The 21,143-nt window shown below is 54.2% G+C and carries 14 protein-coding genes; 7 read left to right on the top strand and 7 right to left on the bottom strand.

Annotated features, from left to right (window positions below; genetic code table 11):
- Positions 1-458: 458 nt before the first annotated feature.
- Positions 459-1,808, top strand: a complete 1,350-nt coding sequence (locus R3C20_09725) for a sulfatase (protein MEZ6040775.1) — start codon at positions 459-461, stop codon at positions 1,806-1,808.
- A 61-nt stretch (positions 1,809-1,869) separates the two neighbouring features.
- Here the strand turns inward: R3C20_09725 and R3C20_09720 are convergent, their stop codons facing one another.
- The 3 genes from R3C20_09720 to R3C20_09710 form a co-directional block, all read right to left on the bottom strand.
- The gene (locus R3C20_09720; protein MEZ6040774.1) at positions 1,870-2,520 is read right to left on the bottom strand and encodes a hypothetical protein; all 651 of its coding nucleotides are present in this window, start codon (positions 2,518-2,520) and stop codon (positions 1,870-1,872) included.
- A 261-nt stretch (positions 2,521-2,781) separates the two neighbouring features.
- Positions 2,782-6,072, bottom strand: coding sequence for a M56 family metallopeptidase (locus tag R3C20_09715; protein MEZ6040773.1), 3,291 nt, complete (start codon positions 6,070-6,072; stop codon positions 2,782-2,784).
- A 51-nt stretch (positions 6,073-6,123) separates the two neighbouring features.
- Positions 6,124-6,573, bottom strand: coding sequence for a BlaI/MecI/CopY family transcriptional regulator (locus tag R3C20_09710; GenBank protein MEZ6040772.1), 450 nt, complete (start codon positions 6,571-6,573; stop codon positions 6,124-6,126).
- Between the two features lie 319 nt (positions 6,574-6,892).
- Between R3C20_09710 and R3C20_09705 the strand changes: the two genes are divergently transcribed.
- The gene (locus R3C20_09705) at positions 6,893-8,830 is read left to right on the top strand and encodes a hypothetical protein (GenBank protein MEZ6040771.1); all 1,938 of its coding nucleotides are present in this window, start codon (positions 6,893-6,895) and stop codon (positions 8,828-8,830) included.
- A gap of 89 nt (positions 8,831-8,919) precedes the next feature.
- Positions 8,920-10,956, top strand: coding sequence for a DPP IV N-terminal domain-containing protein (locus R3C20_09700; GenBank protein ID MEZ6040770.1), 2,037 nt, complete (start codon positions 8,920-8,922; stop codon positions 10,954-10,956).
- 266 nt (positions 10,957-11,222) lie between these two features.
- On the opposite strand, the gene xerD is transcribed toward R3C20_09700, so the two are convergent.
- The 4 genes from xerD to R3C20_09680 all read right to left on the bottom strand — a co-directional run bounded on the left by xerD (position 11,223) and on the right by R3C20_09680 (position 15,878).
- Positions 11,223-12,179, bottom strand: coding sequence for a site-specific tyrosine recombinase XerD (gene xerD / locus R3C20_09695; GenBank protein MEZ6040769.1), 957 nt, complete (start codon positions 12,177-12,179; stop codon positions 11,223-11,225).
- Entirely contained in the window at positions 12,148-12,315 is a 168-nt protein-coding gene (locus R3C20_09690; GenBank protein MEZ6040768.1) for a hypothetical protein, read from the bottom strand. Before R3C20_09690 ends, xerD begins: the two co-directional genes overlap by 32 nt.
- A 647-nt stretch (positions 12,316-12,962) precedes the next feature.
- Positions 12,963-14,015, bottom strand: coding sequence for a fasciclin domain-containing protein (locus R3C20_09685; protein MEZ6040767.1), 1,053 nt, complete (start codon positions 14,013-14,015; stop codon positions 12,963-12,965).
- Positions 14,016-14,450: 435 nt separating this feature from the next.
- Positions 14,451-15,878: a DUF1501 domain-containing protein gene (locus tag R3C20_09680; GenBank protein MEZ6040766.1), complete on the bottom strand. Its 1,428-nt coding sequence runs from the start codon at positions 15,876-15,878 to the stop codon at positions 14,451-14,453.
- A gap of 415 nt (positions 15,879-16,293) precedes the next feature.
- Between R3C20_09680 and R3C20_09675 the strand changes: the two genes are divergently transcribed.
- The 4 genes from R3C20_09675 to R3C20_09660 all read left to right on the top strand — a co-directional run bounded on the left by R3C20_09675 (position 16,294) and on the right by R3C20_09660 (position 21,059).
- Positions 16,294-16,500 carry a carbon storage regulator gene (locus tag R3C20_09675; protein ID MEZ6040765.1) on the top strand — a complete coding sequence of 69 codons (207 nt, stop codon included), beginning with the start codon at positions 16,294-16,296 and terminating at the stop codon, positions 16,498-16,500.
- The gene (gene lexA / locus R3C20_09670) at positions 16,497-17,078 is read left to right on the top strand and encodes a transcriptional repressor LexA (GenBank protein ID MEZ6040764.1); all 582 of its coding nucleotides are present in this window, start codon (positions 16,497-16,499) and stop codon (positions 17,076-17,078) included. Before R3C20_09675 ends, lexA begins: the two co-directional genes overlap by 4 nt.
- A gap of 288 nt (positions 17,079-17,366) precedes the next feature.
- A complete protein-coding gene (locus R3C20_09665) occupies positions 17,367-20,093 on the top strand; it encodes a glucosidase (protein ID MEZ6040763.1) in 2,727 nt (908 codons plus the stop codon).
- A 108-nt stretch (positions 20,094-20,201) separates the two neighbouring features.
- A complete protein-coding gene (locus R3C20_09660; GenBank protein ID MEZ6040762.1) occupies positions 20,202-21,059 on the top strand; it encodes a hypothetical protein in 858 nt (285 codons plus the stop codon).
- Positions 21,060-21,143 lie beyond the last annotated feature (84 nt).

The raw sequence follows: 21,143 nt of genomic DNA, 5'->3' as shown, positions 1-21,143 counted from the left end.
AAGAGGAGTCCTATTCACTGCCACGGCGTGACGCCTTCAACGCGGTCCCCGACAGTTCAATCGCTACGGGAGGGATCAAACACGCGTCATCCATTGAACATCTGCCGTGATTAAGAGTCCTGCGATGGCGCAGAAGTATCGAATCCCGCGCGTTGAACTGTGATTTCTCTCATCGTTCTCCGGTAAAGTCGTACAAACTTAACCTGCGACACTCTGCCGGATTCAGCGGCTGGATATTTGACTTTGGTGTCATCGCAACGCGGATCCGTTTCGTTTAGGATGGTGCAGTGACACTTTGGTGTTGGCACACATCAGGATCGGCACACATCAGGATCGGCACACATCAGGATCGGCACACATCAGGATCGGCACTCTGCAGCATCGTGCCCTGACCGTTTCATCAGATTCGTCAGCCGGTCACGAATCCAGTTGATACTCTCTTTGACAGGTTTGAAATCGTGCACAGACGACTGCTCGGTGTTGGCGTCGCCCTCGTATGGCTGGCTGGAACAACATGCAATTCCACGTTTGCGGACAAGCCGAATTTTGTCATCATCTTTACCGATGATCAGGGATACGGCGATTTGTCCTGCTACGGATCGGAACTGATTGCGACTCCTCACATCGACAGGCTCGCTGACCAGGGGACTCGGTTCACCAGTTTTTATGCTCAGGTTGTCTGCGGGCCTTCCCGATCTGCCCTGCTCACAGGACGATACCCCGTTCGCAGTCAGGGCTGGTCGATGCCCGCGAGCGAGATTACAGTGGCCGAATTATTGCAGCAGTCCGGTTACCGCACCTGTTGTGTCGGCAAATGGGACGTTTCCAATCGGGCGGCGATCGTCGATCGTATGCCGCTTGCACAGGGGTTCGATGAATACTTCGGGACCCTGGGCGCCAACGATAACGGTAAAGTCACCTTTCATGCAGGGAATGAAAAGGGCGAGCAATCGGCCGATATGGCCAGCCTCACCCGAATCTATACTGACCGTGCTATCCAATTCGTTGAGGACAACAAAGAACGCCCGTTCTTTCTGTATCTCGCGCACACAATGGTGCATTCTGTGATTGATGCATCCCCCGAATTCAAAGGAACGTCGAAGGGTGGCCTTTATGGTGATACCGTCCAGGAACTGGACCATCATGTCGGACGGCTGGTCGCGGCCATTGATAAGAACGGCTTAAGTGAGAACACGCTGATCATTTTTACCACGGACAACGGCCCGTGGAGCAATGCAGCCGACTTTCTGGGAAAACGACACGGGGGACAGATTGCGTGGGGATCGGCCGGACCGCTGCGTGAAGCCAAGGGATCGACCTATGAAGGTGGGCTGCGCGTGCCGTGTATTGCACGGTGGCCGGGACACGTCCCGAAAGCACGAACGAGCGATGCCGTCTTCGCAACTATCGATTTTCTCCCCACAATGGCGTCGATCGCAGGAGTTTCCATCCCGGAAGATCGCCTCATCGATGGCGTCAACCAACGGGAACTGCTGACCGGAAAAAGCGAAACCGGTGCACGCGATAGTTATGCCTATTTTTGCCAGGGCGAACTGCAGGCGATCCGCAAAGGGAAGTGGAAGGTTTTTAAACCCAACCGTACTCGATTTTACGGTTATGTGGACGACCGGGGGTCGCCCGATGCAGAACTCTACGATCTTGAAAATGACATTGGCGAAACAACGAATCTGGCCAGTCTTCATCCCGAAAGAACGGCCGAACTATTAAAGCTGTTGTCCGATTTTCCGGTGCCCACGACTCCTTACTATCCTGGAATTGGTCTTCAGCGCAAGGCCGCCGGCAAATGACCGTCGCGTCATTCACCGCTGTTTTCGCCCATGCCGATTCTGCTGTGGCGACCAGTATTCTTTAGTCCCGCAGCAGGACATAGATTTCGAAGGCCGTCTCGAACAACTTGCGGACGTCGCCCGGTTTGCTGCGCCGACTTCCGTACCAAAGCAGCAGATGATCGCCCTTTGCCTCGATCGAAATCCCCGGGAAATCCGCGATTCGTTCCAGGTCGACCGCTTCCAGCTTCTCACGAATTTCCGTTTCGTTGGGTCCACGCAGCAGAAATGCAGCTGAGAAACGCGGGTACTGAGCAAAATCGATATCCTGATAACCCAGCGCTGTGGCAAACTTGTGGAGGAAATGCTCCGGTGAGATTGCAAAGGCAGGCAGATTCAAACCGGAAGACTGAATCGAAACGACAGTCTGCTTATGCGTCTGAGAGCTCTTGCCACTACCCACAGTGTACTGATGATCGAAGATCACGACATCAACTTCGTCAGTCGACCTGCGCAGGTAATTGCAAGCCTTATTTCCCCGGCCCCTCGAAAAGAGCTCTGTCCGGGAAAGATACGTTCTGGCTGGTTCATCAAGCGCGGCCGTAAACTCAAAGCCAAGACTCTCGGCCGCAACCATCATCGCTTCAGTACGCTTCTTCTCGAAGTGCGAACTGAGATAGATGGCGATCAAAACGAATCCGACGATTGCCGAAATAACATAGACAACTTCCATGGCTGCCCCTCTACGACTTCTATAGTGTCCCGACATGAGCCTCACGGAACGGCTGCTTATGGACACCATGAATTCTACGTGATCGATACACCATCACAAAGCAGGCTTTCGCACTCAGAAAACAGCTTCGCAACGGATAACGCAGCAAGTCATAGTACAGCGCAAAGAAGTTCTGGAAATCGATCGGCTTTTCCCCTCATTAAAATCGAAAAGGAGGTCTGATGGGTCCTCCGAAACGTCCTGAAGTGAGCGGCCTGCTGGCTATTTGACTTCGCGTTCCGGTAATTCCGTGACAATCGGGGCTCGGTCTGGCTTCGCAGTCGCCCCATTGGCTTCCTGGTCTGACAAGACAAATTCACCAAGGTCAATTTTTTTTGTGCGATCCATCTCCAGATCCCTGGCAATCCGCACCCTGTTGTTTTCATAGGCCACCCTGATTTCGTACTTCGTACCGACGGGCACGAAATATTCAAAGTGTCCATCTTTGTCTGTCCGGATCTGTTGTTCTGAGCCCCAGGAGTCCGGGTCGTTTTGATGTGACGCCTGCAGTACGGCGCCGACAATCGGAGCACGTTCTGTATCGACCAGTCGCCCTGTGATCACGCCGGGGCGTAACAGCTGGATGGTAACAGCCTCTTGCCCCGGCTCGGGGATGATTCGAGTCATCACAGTCAAACTGCCGGACTCATTGCTGAAGTGTGCGGGACGAATGCCACCGATTTCAAGGCCTGTCGCGACAGGCTGATCCGTGTTGATTACCTGCCAGTTTCGATCTGAAGTCAGACCATAGCCTCGCAGGTTCGTTAGCGGCTTGCCCTGTGGATCAATGAACTGCACACTCAGCGAAACGCCGCTATCAGCTTCCATTGCGACATCGTATGTTTGCACGGTCCGGGGAACATCGATCTCCTGCAGTGCATGGAATGATGATGCAATCATGTGATCTGAAAGCTTGCGGGATAATCCGCCCTCAGTGCTCTGGAATGCTTCGATGTCCCGGGCTCCATATCCGGAAATGTATCCACCTGTGGGTGCCCTCGCCCCGATTACACCTCGTCCGGGAATAATGGGAAGGTCAAACTCACCATTGTCATTCGTGTAGTAGCGAGTATCGTTGCCCAGCATTTCTATCGAGCCATCCGCGTAGCGGTGATACTTCGATACGTTCTCGTTCTCAACATAAGGAGCGTAGTAGAGTTTTGCTCCGACAATCGGATCCCCGGTGGACTTTACTGTGAGTCGCCCTTTTGCGATGACTGCACGACGAAGTTCAATATTGAATTCAACGGGGGCGGTATTGTCCCCGGTCGATGGCACTTCCAGATCGGTTTCGAGGTACGGCAGCCCCGACGGTCGAACGGTCAGGGTGTTACCCCTGTATCGTTTTGTTCCCTCCGGCGGAATCGGCAGGCCTTCGATGCGATAGTGCCCCTCGGCATCGGTTCTCGATTTCATGTATCCCTCCCGGGACATGACCGAACCATAAGCCTGACGGACTGCCACCCACACATTCGCGAGCGGTTTCTTCGTCTCAATATCCCGAACGAATCCCTGAATCGGTACACTCGGTTTCAGGGCCATATTGAATAGGCGACCGTGATACGCCTCATATCGAGTGAAACGGGTGGTGGATCGGCCATAAACGGGCTCCATTTCGCGAGCCACGACGTGGGCTGTCGTATCGACGACGTTGTCCCCCCGGAAACGAAGTACCGCCAGATCATCCTTTCCAACCAGGTCCGTGATTTCGAACACCCCGAGATTGTCAGTCATCACTGGTTCCATCACTTCGGTGGGTATCCGAAGATTTTGTCCCGGAAACAGAGTGCCTTCCTCCGGTGGACCACCCATCATCGACAGGGCGTTCATGTGGTCCTGAGGTTTGGGTTGCTTGTCAGCACGTGTGAGCCAGTTTGTCAGTGGGGTAGACTCGGTGGTCATCAAGTGATGCAGCGACACATTTGCGTTGGCAATCGGAAGGCCCTCAGTCGACAGGAGACGTGCTGAAATCGTCACCGAAACCGGCAGTTTTATCGTCACGAATTCTTTCAGGAAATTGGGGTTGCTGACATTCACCGAGTCGGTTCTTTCCATCCCCGTCATTCCTCGAACAGCAAAGCCTGGAGCGGATACCACAAGCACTGACCAGCTGTGATCACGTGCATCCTTAGCAACGGGCAACTCGCTTGCCGCGAATTTCTGATCGAACTGTCCGTTTCTATCCACCTTCAATACACCGACCCTGGTATTCATACTGTCCGCCGCATACCAATCCGGCCGTTGCGATCTCCACACAGTCACCCGAGCTGTTGACAGTGGCCTCCCACTCTCATCCAACACCTGACCGCGCACACGCACCATTTCTTCAAGGGATGCAGCCGTTGAGTTCTCTGGAGGCTCATCCGCCACAGCGATGTTCTGAGGATTTACAGGTTCAAGGGCCGCTGCGGATGCAATCACAGGTGCAGCAATCAGGGCGATTCCAGCAGTCGTCTTCCAGGGAAGACGTTGCGATAAAGGCCGCTGAAAATCCAGGATGGTCGCGATGCGAGATTCCACGTTCGATTCACGCGCCATTGACAACCCCGGTTGGACTCTTCGACCGCCGCCGGACAGCTGCGATGCAACTTCCAGCAGATACCGCGCATACCCGGTTCGATCACCGGTGCAGCCGATGGCCGCGTCGTCGCAGGCTTCTTCCGCAAGATCAGACAGTCGTCTCTGCAGGAACCATGCCACCGGATGGAACCAATACACGCAAAAATTCAGTTCGCCCGCAAACGCAACAAGAAAGTCGCGTCTTGCCACGTGGGCGAGCTCATGGGAAATGATGGCCTTCAGCTTCCCCGAACTCCAGCTTCTCCATTCTGCCGGCAGCAGGACCGCAGGGCGACACCACCCAACGGTCATCGGAACGCGAACCTGACATGTTTCGCGGATGGTGACACCTCGCACTCCCGACAAGGTCAGTGGTTCGATGACGGCATCGGAAGTGACAACAGTGGCCCCTTTCAGTAACTGCGACGCGGACCACAGGCCGACCAGCAATCGCAACACAAGAAACGCCGCGACAAGCCCCCAGATGACAATCAAGGAAACGATCATCACCGTCATGACTTGATGGGGATTCCCTGAAGCAGATGCCGCTTCTGCTGCGGGCAGTGTCTCCGGACGGACAAGCTGCGTATCGGTCGATCTTACCAGTCCCGGTCCACCACTCCGGCTCATCCGGAATTCCGGTAATCCCTGCTGATCCGCTGCGTGCCAATGTTCGGAGGGAACGGATTCTGTTGCTGCGACACTGACATCCGCAGAAGTCTTCGGAGCACTGATCCAGTCCATTGAAACATAGACGGGGATCGAGGGAAGAAAGCAGGTGAGAATCGGCAATGCCAGCATTCCAAACAGAACGCCAGACCAGATTCGGTGTTCCAAATTCGAATCGCGCAGTCGAAGCAGTTTGATGGCTGCAAATGCGATCGCAGCCAAAAGCAGTGATTTCACAGAAACGTCAATCAGGATCTGCAAGCACTGTTGTGAGGTCTGAAACATGACATGCTCCGAATTCTGGATTGAACGAAAGAGCCACCATCGCAGGTGTGCTTAACTATGCGCCTTTTTTTTCATCTGTGACTTGCCAGTTTTTCTAATGTTCTGCTTCTGAGCCGCCTCAGCGGCAGCAATTTGATTCGCCAGTTCCTGTAGTCGTTCCGGGGAGATCTGTTTGTCGTCGACAAGTCCGACCAGCAGATTTTCAACGGAACCTGCGCAAAACTTATCCACAATCGAACGAACCGCAGAGGCAGCGACATTTGTCTGTGCAACCGCCGCGCGATAGATAAAAGTTCGGCCGTCTACATCGTGTTCCACGTAGCCCTTCGCCTCCAGTCGACGCAGTAGCGTGCGAACCGTCGAATCCTTGAGCTTGTGAGAAGCTTCCATTCGCTCGCGAACAGCCTCCGCGGTCATAGGCTGTCCCTCCCAGACGACACCCATAACCGCATTCTCAAGCGGACTTAGCGCCGCCTGTTTCTGACTTGCCTTCTTTGTCATGACGCCTTTCTCCCCTGGACGGTTTAGTGTTACACAATGTAGTGCTACAAAATGTAACATACAAGGTGATTCCGTGAAATTTGGCCAAACATGGCCCGGAAATCTTTTACCGTACGAATGTTTCGACAGTCTCGTGCGCTGATCGTATCGTCGTTAGTTGCGTACATCGCCCTGATCAACGAAAACCCATCGCTCGGGAAACCTACTGTTCATGCACCAACGGATCCTCAGAGGATGGTTGGATTGCTGGCCGCAACATGCAGCAGTGGAAAATCTGATCAGGTCAACTTCGCCAGGCGAACAACAGAATTTCGGAATAATGAACACATCGGATCGCACCCCCGTTTCATTGGTCAACGCTATCTCACTTCGCTCGCGGTGGCCATCAATGGTCGTACTGCTGATCCTCATCTTCCCGAATGCTTCCATCGCTCAGAACCGGCGAATGCCGCGCGAAGACGTAGTAGAGGTACAGGCAATTGGTAACGGCTTGTGCGTCAGCAATGTGTTTCAGTCGAACATGGTACTGCAGCGCGACAAGCCGATTTCGGTTTGGGGATGGGCGGACGCGAGCGAAAACGTGACCGTGTCCATCGGCGGCAACGAACAAACGACAACCGCGGCTGAGGACCGATCGTGGAAGGTGACTCTGCCCGCAATGGCGGTCAATTCCACACCGCAGACGATGACGATCAAAGGCGGCCAGACCACGCTGACTTTGGGCAATATTCTGATCGGTGATGTGTGGGTTCTGGGTGGGCAGAGCAACATGGAATTCCCGCTGGATCGCATCGAAAACGGCGAACTGGAAATCATTTCTGCCAACTTCCCCAACATCCGAATCCTCACGGTTCCCGCGATGAACGGCCCCGATAAGAAGCCGGGGTTTGCTCGACTGCACGAATGGAGCGGCTGGTTTGGGCAGCATTATCGTAAAGGCGACTGGGATGTTTGTTCGCCGGAAATCGTTCGAGAATTATCGGCCATCGGGTATGTGTTTGCTCGGCGAATTCACATGGCTTCCCAGGTTCCGATTGGTGTGATCGACGCTTCACGTGGCGGCACCACAGTCGAAACATGGACGCCGGACAGCGTGCTTCGGACAATCGATTCACCGCAGGTGAAAACGCTGCTGAAGGAATGGGATGAAAAAGTGGCTGCCTGGGATGCTCAGGCAGATCTCGATCAGCGCATTGCCAGCTATCGACAAAAGGTGGAACGCTTCAAAAAAGAAGGCCGTGAAATGCCGGCCAACGAAACCGAACCCGCCGACCTGCGTCCCGGCCCACCGATGGATCAAAACCGCCCCGGCAATTGCTACGCCAGCATGATTGGTCCGCTGGAAGGTCTGCAGATCAAAGGCGCCATCTTTCATCAGGGCTACAACAATTGCTTCAACGGAACCCAGGGCACCATCATGTATCGCCATGTGTTTCCGCAGATGATTGCCTCGTGGCGAGCGGCCTTTGACGATCCCAACCTCCCTTTTGGTATTCTGTCGTTGTGTACCGAAGGCACCGTGCAGACGCTGGACAATTACTGCGAAATGATGGCCAATCCCGGCCCGTTCATTCGGGAAGCGCAGTATCAAACCTTTCTGGATCTCTATCAAGCCGGCGACAAAAACATCGGCTTCACCAGCACGTATGATTTGCGTCGTCGTTGGTATCATCCGCAACTGAAAATTCCTGCCGGCGAACGCATCGCTCGCTGGGCTCTTGCGACTCAGTATGGCTTCGACCGAGCTATTCGCTGGAAGCCGCCGATTGTTGTGGGCATGACTGTCAAAGACGACCACATCGAATTGCAACTGGACGAACCGGCCGGCGCAGTGGATGACGGCGGCCCGATTCTGGGGTTTGCCGTCGCGGGAGAAGATCGAAAGTTTCACCCGGCCACGGCTGAACACCTGGTGACTGGCAAGAACGATCGAGGTCAGTTGCAAACGGATAAGAAAGTGCTGGTGCTGAGCAGTCCAATGGTCGCTCGTCCCGTGCACTACCGCTACGCCTGGGGCCGCAGCCCGCTGGGCAATCTGCAGGCCGAACGGATGACCGACATTCCGTTTGCAACGCAACGCAGCGACGACTGGTCCCTGGAAAACGTCCCGCTGGGTGTGCACGAAGAAGAAGTGACTGAAGAACTGGATCGACAGCAGCAACGCAAATTGATTGAAGCTCTTCGCAGGCAGGATGTCGAACGCATTTTGTTTGAAGCCGACGCGTTAAGGACAGTCGCGCCGGCAGCAGCCAATTGAAACGGCAGCCTGACCTGTCGGCCACGGGTGAAACGGGGCATTGACTTATCCGACTGTTCACAAATAGAAATTTACAGGTCTCCAATTCGATGAATCAAAATAAGAAGCAGTTGGTCAGTGCAGCGATTTTTCTGCTTTGCGGAATGGCAAGTCTTCACGCTCAGCAATTGCCTCAACCCTGGGTCGACGGGACAACGCTGGATCAGTTGAAGGCGGTTTACGAACGTGGCGAGTATCAGCCAAAGCCATTCTCTGCACAGTGGTTGCCGGACAGCACCGGTTACTCCATTCGGCAGATCTATTACGACGTGCAAACCGGTGAACCATTCGATTCGCAACCGCAAGTACAGTCTGCTGCCCCAGCTCGGCCGATGGTTTCGCCGGATGGTCAGCAGAGGCTGGAATTCCGCGACGGCGATGTATTTGTCAGAAACGTGGAAAGCAACCAGGTAACTCAGCTGACTCATCGTGATGCAGATCGAGACGTGTCGTTTCAGAATCTCCGCTGGAGCCCCGACGGAAAATTCCTGGCCCTGATCGAAACGGATTACACCGACGTAAAAATGCGATCAATGCTGGTTCCCGGCGATCCATCGTTTCCTGGAGTTCGAGAACAACGTTTTGCTCGCATCGGTGAAAACATTCCGGCACTGAAAGTTGGACTGATCAATGTTGAGGCTGGTGATCTGCGATGGCTGCCCATCGAATCACCGGACGAAGGCTTTTATCTGGGACTGGTCGAATGGGCGGAAGGTGATTCCGGCGAATTATTTGTTGAGCGACTCAGCCGCTCTCGTGATGTCCGCGAATTCTTCCTGGCGTCAACCGATGGCACGATGAAGCGGATCTTTCACGAAACCGATCCGGCGTGGGTGGTGGCCAGTCAGGGAAAGAATTCCGGCTTGATGTGGCTGCGCGATGGCAAGGCCTTCATTGTGATCAGCGAAAAAGATGGCTGGCGACACGCTTATCTGTATTCTCGCGAAGGCGAAGAATTGTCACTGCTGACGCCGGGCAACTATGACATCATCGACCGTGCTGTAGTGGATGAGGCGGGCGGCTGGTACTACTTTTACGCGTCGCCTGAGAACGGGACAGAAAAGTATCTGTATCGCGTCCCGCTGGATGGCACGGGCACGCTGGATCGGATCACTCCGGCCGATCAACCGGGAACCCATGACTACGATTTTTCGCCCGATGCGAAGTGGGCGTTCCATACCGTATCAACCTTCGATTCGCCTCCAACGGTGGAGCTGATTGAGGTTAAAGGGCATCGCACGGTGAAGGTTGTGGAAGCCAATGAGCAGCTTCACCAGCTGGCAAAGTCGGTCGTGCATCATCCCACGGAATTTTTGCAGCTGAAGATTGCCGATGGCATCAGCATGGATGCGTGGCTGATCAAGCCCAAAGACTTCGACGAAACAAAGAAATACCCCGTGTTTATCTACGTCTATGGTGAGCCTCATGCACAAACCGTACTGAACAGTTGGGGCGCTGGGCAAAGTCATTTTCTGCGGGCCGTCGCGGACCTGGGTTACCTGACGGTATCGATCGATAATCGAGGCACTCCGTGTCCCAAAGGCGCGGCGTGGCGACGGTCCATTTTTGGAAGTCTGGGGCCGCTGTCGACGGAAGAACAGGCGGCCGGATTAAAAGAGCTGGGCCGCATGCGTTCGTTTGTTGATCTCTCGCGAGTCGGCATCTGGGGCTGGAGCGGTGGTGGTTCGAACACGCTGAACGCGATGTTTCGCAAGCCCGACGATTACAACGTCGGCATTGCGGTTGTCCCCAAGCCGCAACCGCACCTTTACAACGCATGGTTCCAGGAAATCTTCATGCGGACGCCGGAAGCAAATCCCGATGGCTACAAACGATCGGCTCCGATCAACTTTGCCGACGGTCTGAAAGGCAAGTTGCTGATCATCACAGGTTCCGGCGAAACAAATACTCACATCCAGATCATCGAGGGCCTGATCGATCGGTTGATCGAACTTGGCAAGCCCTTCGACTACATGGTCTACCCCAACCGAGATCACGGTCTTCGCGAAGGCGAAGGAACGGTAGTCCATGTGAGAATGCTGATCGCTCGCTATCTGCTTCAGAATCTTCCACCGGGGCCGCGATGATCCGGGGCCGCGCTGGCAGCCTGTTGGAGAACAGGCCTGGCTCGAGCAGGACACTGTAAAACACGACGGTTTACAGCCGTCCGGCGTGCCTGTCCGGGTTTTCAACGGACAGCTAACCCGGACCGCGTCGATCTGTAGAACTTCAGGGTCGCTCGAACAAAGAAACGGATACGACCGACCGCTGAACAGTAGCGTGGCTGATGGCCTTCACACTTTCAGGGTGAGGGTCATCCGGCTGGGCGGCGGTTCGTCGAGAGTTGCAGGCATTATCCTCGTGGATGACAGGTCTTATGGACCGCTTTCAGACGACTGTGATCCACGTGTGTATAAATCTGAGTCGTCCGAATGCTGGCATGTCCAAGCATTTCCTGCAGTGCTCGAATGTCAGCTCCGCCAGCAAGCAGGTGAGTTGCGAAGCTGTGTCGCAGCGTGTGCGGACTGATCTCGTCGCCTGCGCCAATCCGTCGCGCGTAGCGTTGAATCAGCTCCCACACGGTTTCGCGATTCATTCGACGGCCGCTGCGTGTCACAAACAACCAGTCGCCGTCTTCATCCCGATTGCGGACCATGTCCGCTCGTTCACGTTCCAGCCAAAGCTGGATCGCAGACACAGCTACGGGAGTCAGTGATACCAGTCGTTGTTTATTCCCTTTGCCCGTGCATCGGCAATACAGCTCTTCAAGATTTAAATCTCTTAGTTTCAGGTTGCAGACTTCTGATACGCGACAACCCGTGGCGTACATCAACGCCAGTATTGCTCGATCACGGCGGCTGTATCGGTCGACATGGGGCAGTGGAGCAACCAGCAGCTGGTCAACCATGTCAGGGCTGAGAACACGCGGAAGCCGCTGCCAAAGCTTGGGAGAGCTGACGAGGTCAACCGTACTTTCTGCGATTACGCCCTCCAGCATCAGATAGCGAAAGAACATTCGTATCGAAACCAGATTGCGTGCAATGCTGCTGGCGGCAAGTTCGAAGGTTTGCAGATGCTCCAGAAACGCGGTCATGGTGGGAAGCCCGATTTCCTGAATAGGAGTCTTCGCGTTCTCACGATTCCAGCTGAAGAATTTGTCCAGATCCCGATGGTAAGCCGCGATCGTGTTGGGCGACATACCGCATTCAGCTTCAAGATAATTCAGAAAAGGCTGAAGCCATGTTCCAGGATCTCGATGCGTGCTCAGGCTGAATTGGCTATCGCCCGGCGGTCGCTTTCGTCGCGTCATCGGAAATCCCCTCGTCGTTCACCCACCCGGAACAGCGCTTCACCAGCGGCACCTTCTTCAGTGCGGCCAAGTCAATTTGCAGAAACGATTGTTCACATGCAAGACGCGGCCCGGCGATAGACAAAAGATCGACCATTTGGCCCCATCCGCATCAAACAAGCTGCGATTACCGGTTGGGGAACTCAAAACGAGCCGGAATTCCAGGCCAACTGCACAGAAGGGGTCAGCAACGGTCAGTTTGCCGGATGGATCGGTTCTCAGGATCGACACAGAGGCGGAGTCAAAAGAAGATCGCCGTCACCGTTCAGAGGGGGGTGAACGATGACGGCGACAGCTGGAAGCCGCATCGCGGCTTACATAGTTCATTCAAGGCGGGTGTCTTAACGGAGCGTGTTCCTTAACATCGTCCGATTGAGTACCACAGATTGCGTGAAGCAGGCAAGATTCGGGATGCCACGATTGCACAAAGTTCGCACGTTGAATAGTGGATAAATACACCTACATTTGCGGTCGGTCGTTGGCGAGAGATTCTCGAATACCCCACCAGATGACGCCGAAATGACAAAATGGGCAGGGATCAGTCATCTGAGATCTGCAAAAACAAAAAGCCTGCGGACGGCCGTCGCGCAGGCTTTCTGACTGGACTCAAGTGGATCGGAACCAAACGATCACAGATCTGTTCAGCCCTTCATAACGCCCCTGGATGGTTTGTTGATCATGAAACTTTGTCATCTGATCAAAACGTCAACGAGGGTGCAGGCCATTCCTGCGGCAGCATTCTTCTTACGGCAGCATCACACTGTCGATGACGTGTACGATCCCGTTACTGCATTCAATATCCGTTGCTACGATCTTCGAACCGGCAATCGCAGCGCCATTCTCTGTCGTGATTTTGGCAGACTTGCCATTCACAGTTGGGAGCTCAGACTTTGCGACGACATCACTGGCCTTCAGTTTACCGGGAACGACGTGATAGGTCAGAACTGCCACCAGCTGGTCCTTGTTCTCCGGCTTCAACAGATTTTCAACGGTGCCCTTGGGCAACTTCGCGAAGGCATCATCGGATGGAGCAAAGACAGTAAATGGACCTTCACCCTTGAGCGTTTCGACAAGGCCAGCGGCTTTAACGGCCGCGACAAGCGTCTCAAAAGTTCCGGCACCGATCGCGGTGTCTACGATGTCGGGCTTTGCCGGAGATGCCGCCTTCGGAAGGATGACCGAATCAATCACGTGAATGACCCCGTTACTGCAGGCAATGTCGATCTTCACGACGTTCGCATCATCGATCTTCACTTTGCCGCCTTCGACAGCGACGGTCACTGACTGCCCCTGAACAGTCTTTGCAGATTTGACCTTCACAACGTCCGAAGCCATCACCTTGCCTGGTACGACATGGTAGGTCAGCACCGAAATCAGCTGGTCTTTATTTTCGGGTTTCAGCAGGTTTTCGACCGTCCCTGCGGGCAGTTTGGCGAAAGCATCGTCAGTTGGTGCAAAGACAGTGAACGGACCTTTGCCCTTGAGTGTCTCCACCAGCCCGGCAGCTTTGACTGCCGCCACCAGAGTCTTGAAAGACCCTGCGGAAACCGCTGTATCGACGATGTCGGAATGCTTTGCGTCAGCGGCGTTGGCCACAGTTGCATGGGGCACAGTACTCGCGGCGGGAACATAAGCCACCGTCGTCCATGCCGGATTGCTCCGGCATGCTGGAGCCGAAGTCGAATTACACTGAGAGATGCGATTTGTGGAGGCGTGATTCCAGAGAACGTAGTGGTGCTGCGCGAGAACGGTGGATGTCGAAATGACCATCGCGGTCAGACATGAAACAAACTTCATCAGTCAACTCCTGGATTCGATCTGAATAGGCATGAGAAGAGGCTTAATCCTCGGCGAGGGCCAGCCGTGAAACGTTCAAGCCTGCAACAGTCTGCGATCCTGCAGCAGCTGCGGACATATCTCGAGATGCCATGGACCCCGCGAAACCAATGCAGGCTTCACTGCAAGTTTTGGAGAAACTGCAAATTCTCCCGCAATCAGAAAACCACCCGGATAATCTCAGGCGGGCAAACCAAAAGGCGACGGGAAAGTCTCATTTCGAGTCTCCTGCCCAAACTACGCAACTGCCGAACTCTTCCACCATTTCAATGGTACCCAACGCCGGTGCTGCGGGAGCCTCAACGAATTGGCAGTTGGAAATCGTGTCGCGTGCAGCACTTTTCTATGGGCCAGAAATCCCGCGTTGACGTTTCGGAGTCTCTTCACAACATGCAGTTATGCGGCATCCGATCCGTTGTAGAGCGCTTCGATAACGCTACCCGTATTCAGATGGATAGGGCGGCCAATTCGATCCAGAACGATCGCATGCGGATCAATGCCGAGTGCCGTGTAAACGGTTGCTCCGATGTCGTCCGGCGAGTAAGCGGTTGAGTCAGGGTAAGCCGCCGTTTCATCAGAACGCCCGATCACTTTACCGGCCTGAACTCCCGCACCTGCAAAGAGTCCGGTGAAGCAGGGCCCCCAGTGATCACGCCCGCCATCGCTGTTGATTTTCGGCGTTCGACCAAATTCTCCCAGCATCATCACCATTGTTTCATCCAGCAGACCACGTTCCTCCAGATCATCCAGAAGCGCAGAAACGGCGACATCCAGCGGAGGTACGAGCCGATCTTTTAATGTTGTAAAGATCGCCTGATGACTGTCCCAGTTCTGAACGGGTCCCATGTTGGCCTGAACGATGGGGACACCGGCTTCTACCAAACGGCGAGAAAGCAAAAGGGACTGACCAAACGGATGCCGTCCGTATCGATCTCGCATTTCGCTGGACTCACGATGGAGTTCAAAGGCCTGCGAAAGCTTACCGGAACCAAGCATTGAAAACGCCAGCTTCTGATCCTGTCCCATTCGGAACGCCGCAGAATCGGAGGATACGCGTGACGTCTGATCCAGACCGCTTAACAATGATCGTCTCTGCTCCAGGCGACCAGAATCAATCCCCTGAGCCAGAGTCAACGCGTCGACTTTGAAGTCGGAATGATTGGGATCACCAACGATTTGCCAGGGATCAAATTTCGGGCCCAGAAATCCCGCATGCTGCCCTGGCCAGGTCAATGGCGACGACATCAGGAACGTAGGCAGATTCACTCCGCTGGGTATTCCATCAGACCGTGGTCGAAGAAATTCGCAGCCAGCGGAGTAACAGGGCCAGTCATCGCGAGAGGCAACCTTGTCAAAGAAACCACCCGGCTGCAGGTGTCCTGTCAGCACATGATGAGTCGACATCAGATGGTTATTATCTTTGTGCGAAAGACTTCGAATCAGAGCATACTTGTGTGCGCGCGCCGCAAGCCGCGGCATGACTTCTGAAATCTGTGTCCCCGCGACCGACGTTTGGATGGGTTTGAATTCTCCCCGGATCTCAACCGGTGCATCTGGTTTCATGTCCAGCGTGTCATGATGGCTGATTGCTCCTGTGCAGAAAACAATAATCAGCGATTTCGCGCGCGGAGAACTGCCTGCACCAGAACTGCCTGCACCGGGACTGTTGCTTCCGAACGCAGCGGACTGACAGGATGGCATTCGGCCTCCCGCAAACGCAGCCATCCCAAGACCCAATAATCCCGAATAGCCCACCTGAAGAAAGCGTCGGCGTTGCAGAGTTTGAGGAGATTCAAAACGGGCCATAAAGCGGACTCGATCCATTGGACTCAAAAGTGCGAAACCAAAATATTCTGCCAATCACAAATGAACCGACCGTCGCCCACCATTGATCCATGGCGACAACGCAAGTCTAGCTTTCACCATGCAGACAGCGAAACGAAATCGACCTTCCCGTGCCGGCTCCCGGGATAATCGGACACCGCACCGATCGCAACCTGAAACATTCGTGGCTGCTGGGGCGAGGGGGGGCAAGCAGATCCACGCATTTTTGACGTTGTCGAGCGTTCTCATCGGTCAGAGACGGGTGAAAACCAACGTTTGCGCGGGCTCCTGACAAATTCACAAAAACTCAAAAGTTGACATTGCCAGGCAACTCCTGGCTGATAATATCCGCCGTGTTGGATTTTTTTCCAACACATCATGATTCCAAATGGAACGCTAACAGGAGGTACCAGCGATGCTTGTTTTAGGGCGACAGGAAGGTGAGGAAATTGTCATTTGCGAACGGATTCGTATTCGCGTGACGTCCATCAAGGGCAACCGAGTCCGTCTTGCGATTGAAGCTCCGGAATCCGATTCCATTCGGCGGGGTGAATTGCTGCCATTCGACGATTTTGTGATTCAAAGAACCGCCGAAAATCTGGCCATGAAGGTTTCCCAATGAGCCAGTCACCGGGACAACAGGTTCGAGCCGCCAGAGAAGCTCGCGGAATTACTTTGCGCGCGTTTGCCGATCGCCTGGGGATCCATTATTCGCACCTGTCGAAGTTCGAAAACGGAAAGTGCGTCGTCGGTCGTAGAACATTGACACGCATCGCGGACGAACTGGGGGAAGATCCCGATCTTTTGCTTGGCGGCGCCGGACATCAGTCTTTGCCATTTCGAATTGTCGGGACAATCGCCGCTGGCCAGCCCATAGAAGCGGTTGAGGATTTTGAAACATTCGATCTGACCAGGCAGTACAATCCGGAGCAGCATTTTCTTCTTCGCATTCGCGGTGAATCGATGATCGATGCAGGAATACACGATGGAGACCTGGCCATCATTCGTCAGTCCGGGACTGCATCGAACGGAGATATTGTGGCTGCTGTCGTCGACGGGGAAGCCACACTGAAACGCTTCATGAAACGCGGAAGCACGATTTGTCTCATCCCCGAAAATCCCGCAATGAGCGAAATGAAATTCCACGCACATCAGGTGGAGATCCGGGGCGTCTTTGTTGGTCTTGTGCGAACCAGTTAGCAGCTCCTGAGCAACAATGGTCCCCTGCCTGCTCGCAGAATGGGCACTTTCTGTTGCAGCTGCGATTGCAGCATTCTTTGAAGGAATTGAGACGGTTCTTTGAAAGGGAACGGCCCCGATGACAGCGCAGGATGTCAATGGTCCCATCCTGATGTTGACGAGGTTGTTTCAAACTGGGGAAGCCATTCCAGGTCGTTATCACTCGTTAAAGGTTTGGGATATGCTGCCCGCCGGAGTTTGCGAGCTCTGAAGACAATTACCGAGTTTGACGACGATAGTTGCGCAAAAATGGACCAGAACGGCACGACAAATCCAGAACAACAAAGACTGGATGCTGAGTACCAAAGGGCCCCCGGAGCAAATTGGAAACGCTGGGGGCCGTATCTTGCGGATCGCCAGTGGGGGACCGTTCGAGAAGATTATTCGCACGATGGAAAGCCGTGGTGGTCATTTCCCCATGACCATGCCCGTGGACGTGCCTATCGATGGGGCGAGGATGGTCTGCTGGGTATCACCGATCGCCAGTGTCGCATGTGCTTCGGTCTGGCCCTCTGGAACGGAAAAGACCCCATCCTGAAAGAGCGACTTTTCGGGGTCAATGGAGACGAGGGAAACCACGGGGAAGATGTGAAAGAGGAGTACTACTATCTCGACTCCACGCCGACACATTCCTACATGAAGGCTCTGTACAAGTACCCACAGTCCGCCTATCCCTACGACCGACTGGTCCATGAAAATCAACGCCGAAGCCGTATTGAACCGGAACTGGAATTGTGTGACCTGGGCATTTTTGATCGCAAACGATACTTTGATGTTCAGGTGGAATACGCCAAGGAATCAGCAAACAACATTCTGATTCGTATTACCATCACCAACCGTGGTCCAGCTTTGTCCACAATCCACCTGTTGCCGACGCTGTGGTTTCGCAATACATGGACATGGGGATTGCGCGAGCAGGAGACATTGCAAAAACCGCAATTGCGTCTGCTGCCCGACGGCACTGTTCAGGCCTCCCACGAAACGCTGGGACAGTTTCGATTCGCAGCAGAAAACTACCCAACCCCTGAGCTGAAGAAGCCAGCGTGGATGTTCACGGAAAATGATACACACCCCAAGTATCTGGACGACGACTCTCTCAGCGGCAAGTACGTGAAGGACGCTTTTCACGAGTACCTCGTGGGGCGACATCGGGACGCCGTGAATCCGGAAAACGTCGGCACCAAATGCGCTGCGCATTATCGCTTACCCATTCGGTCCGGTGAAAAGGCCTGCGTTCATCTGCGATTGTTTTGCGAAGACGAATCGCCAAAAGAAGTGTTTGGTCCTGGTTTCGACGGTGTCTTTGACGAACGGATCCGCGAGGCTGATACGTTTTTTGAGCAGAAGATTCCACAGTCGCTGCCTCCAACGGCTCAGTCCATCATGCGACAGGCGTACGCCGGTCTCTTCTGGACAAAGCAGTTTTATCACTACTCGGTTTACGACTGGCTCAAAGGCGACGCAAAAATGCCGACGATGCCTGCCTCACGCAGGACAATTCGCAACGGCGACTGGCCCAGTCTGTACAACCGCGACGTGATTTCGATGCCGGACAAATGGGAGTATCCCTGGTATGCGGCCTGGGATCTTGCATTCCACATGATTCCCTTCGCAGACACCGACAATAGATTTGCGCAGGATCAGCTGATCCTGTTTCTGCGTGAGTGGTACATGCATCCCAACGGACAGATTCCTGCGTACGAATGGAATTTCAGCGACGTCAATCCGCCCGTACATGCCTGGGCCTGCTGGCGTGTTTACAAGAAAACGGGCCCTCCAGGAAAACGTGACCGTTTGTTCCTGGCGCGAACATTTCAAAAACTACTTCTGAACTTCACGTGGTGGGTCAATCGGAAAGACCTGCTGGGCAAGCACATCTTCTCCGGCGGATTCCTGGGCCTGGATAACATTGGAGTTTTTGATCGATCCAAGCCGCTTCCCACTGGTGGTCACCTGCACCAGGCCGACGGCACCGCGTGGATGGCCTTCTTCTGTGCCAGAATGCTGAGGATGGCACTGGAACTTGCGAGCGAAAACCCGGCCTATTCGGACATGGCCTCCAAGTTCTTCGAACACTATATCGAAATCGCAGATGCCATGAACACGCTGGGCGATACCGGTTTGTGGGATGAGCAGGATGGATTCTATTACGATCATCTGTACAACGAAGGGCAGCACATTCCGCTGCGAGTTCGCTCGATGGTAGGCGTAATTCCGCTGTTTACTGCCATCATTCTCAGCGACCATCAGCTCAACAAATTACCGGGCTTCAAGAAACGCATGGAATGGTTCGTCAGGAATCGACAGGACCAGCTTCAGAACATCACCTACATGGAACGAAGTGAAGAGGTGGGAGACGACGAACGCGGCTTTCTGCTGCTGGCGATTCCAACGCGACAACGCATGGAACGGCTTCTTCACTACATCCTGGACGAAAACGAATTTCTTTCACCATACGGTGTGCGCTCACTTTCACGCATCCATGAAGAACATCCGTTTGTCTTCAACTCAAACGGTCAGGAGCATCGTGTCGCCTATGTACCTGGCGATTCCGATTCATGGATGTTTGGTGGTAACAGCAACTGGCGCGGGCCGGTGTGGTTCCCGCTGAATTACCTGTTAATTGAAGCACTGGAACGCTACCACGAATTCTACGGCGATTCGTTTCAGGTCGAATGCCCGACTGGTTCAGGCGTGATGATGAATCTCGACGAAGTCGCGCAGGAACTCATGCGTCGCCAGGTGAAGCTGTTTGTGCCTGATGAAAATGGCGACCGCCCCTGCCATGGTGGGGACCAGAGATACAGAGAAGATCCCAACTGGAAAGACCTGATCCTGTACTACGAATACTTTCACGGGGAAACCGGAAGAGGACTCGGGGCCAGTCATCAGACTGGATGGACAGCCCTGGTTGCAAAGCTGATTCAAAAGCTGCATCGGCGTAATGCGCTTGAGGGACTGGACTTTCCGGACTGATAACCCATCCTACCTGATTGACAAATTTGCCTGCTGCTTCTGTACCCGGGGAGACGCTGCTCGCTGGTGAAGATCGCAACGCTGTTCTCATTGAACGTAGCCCCGGAAATGAACCTTCACCCCGCGCAGAAATTCAAAGCACCAACATCCATTCAGGCTGGTGTTTCTTTAAAAGACCTGATGGACGGGAAGCTGATCAGGCTTATTGCCGAATCGATGGTGGCCGTGCACCCCGGTTTCCGGACAACATCATTTGTCGCTGCGGCTACCAAAGGCCTGGACAAACTGGAACTCAAAGACAGAGCTCGACATATCGCTCACGCAATGGCCGAACAGTTGCCGTCGACGACCAGCGATGCGATGCACCTGCTGGTGAAATCATTGGGGCCGGAACTGCAATCCACTGAAGGAAACGGGCTTGCCGTCTTCTTCTATCTTCCGCACACCAGTCTGATCGCCGAATACGGGGTCAATTGCTTCTCATCAGGTATGCTCGCCAACTACGAGATTACGAAACGATTTACGGCAGAATTTTCTATTCGTTCATTTGTTATCCAGCATGAAACCCTTTGCCTGAATCAGTTGCGAACCTGGGTCAGCGACGCAAACCCTCATGTTCGGCGTCTGGTCAGTGAAGGCACACGGCCCAGATTACCGTGGGCCATGCGGCTCCCCTCGATCCAGGAAAATCCGCAGTTGACAATACCTTTACTCGAACTCCTGAAAGATGACGACGAACTCTACGTACGTCGCTCTGTCGCGAATCATCTGGGGGATCTCGCGAAAGATCATCCGGAAACGATCTTCGATCTCTGCCACAAATGGCTGGACGAAGTCACGGACAATCAGGAAGCGTTTGCCAACAACAGACGTTGGGTCATCCGACATGCACTGCGACATCCGGACAAACAGGGCGTCAGGCGTGCCACTGAACTAAGGATTGCGGCCGGCGGCAAGCGGAAGTGAGTTCAGGCACGATAGACCGTGGTGGCCAAAACGATGCTCGCAGCCGCAACTCCATTCCGCTAGACCCTGGCGGATACAGATTTC

This window comes from Planctomycetaceae bacterium, assembly GCA_041398825.1.
Taxonomy (GTDB): domain Bacteria; phylum Planctomycetota; class Planctomycetia; order Planctomycetales; family Planctomycetaceae; genus F1-80-MAGs062.
The sequence above is the reverse complement of the archived record's forward strand: the minus strand, read 5'-3'. Positions and strand labels throughout refer to the sequence as shown.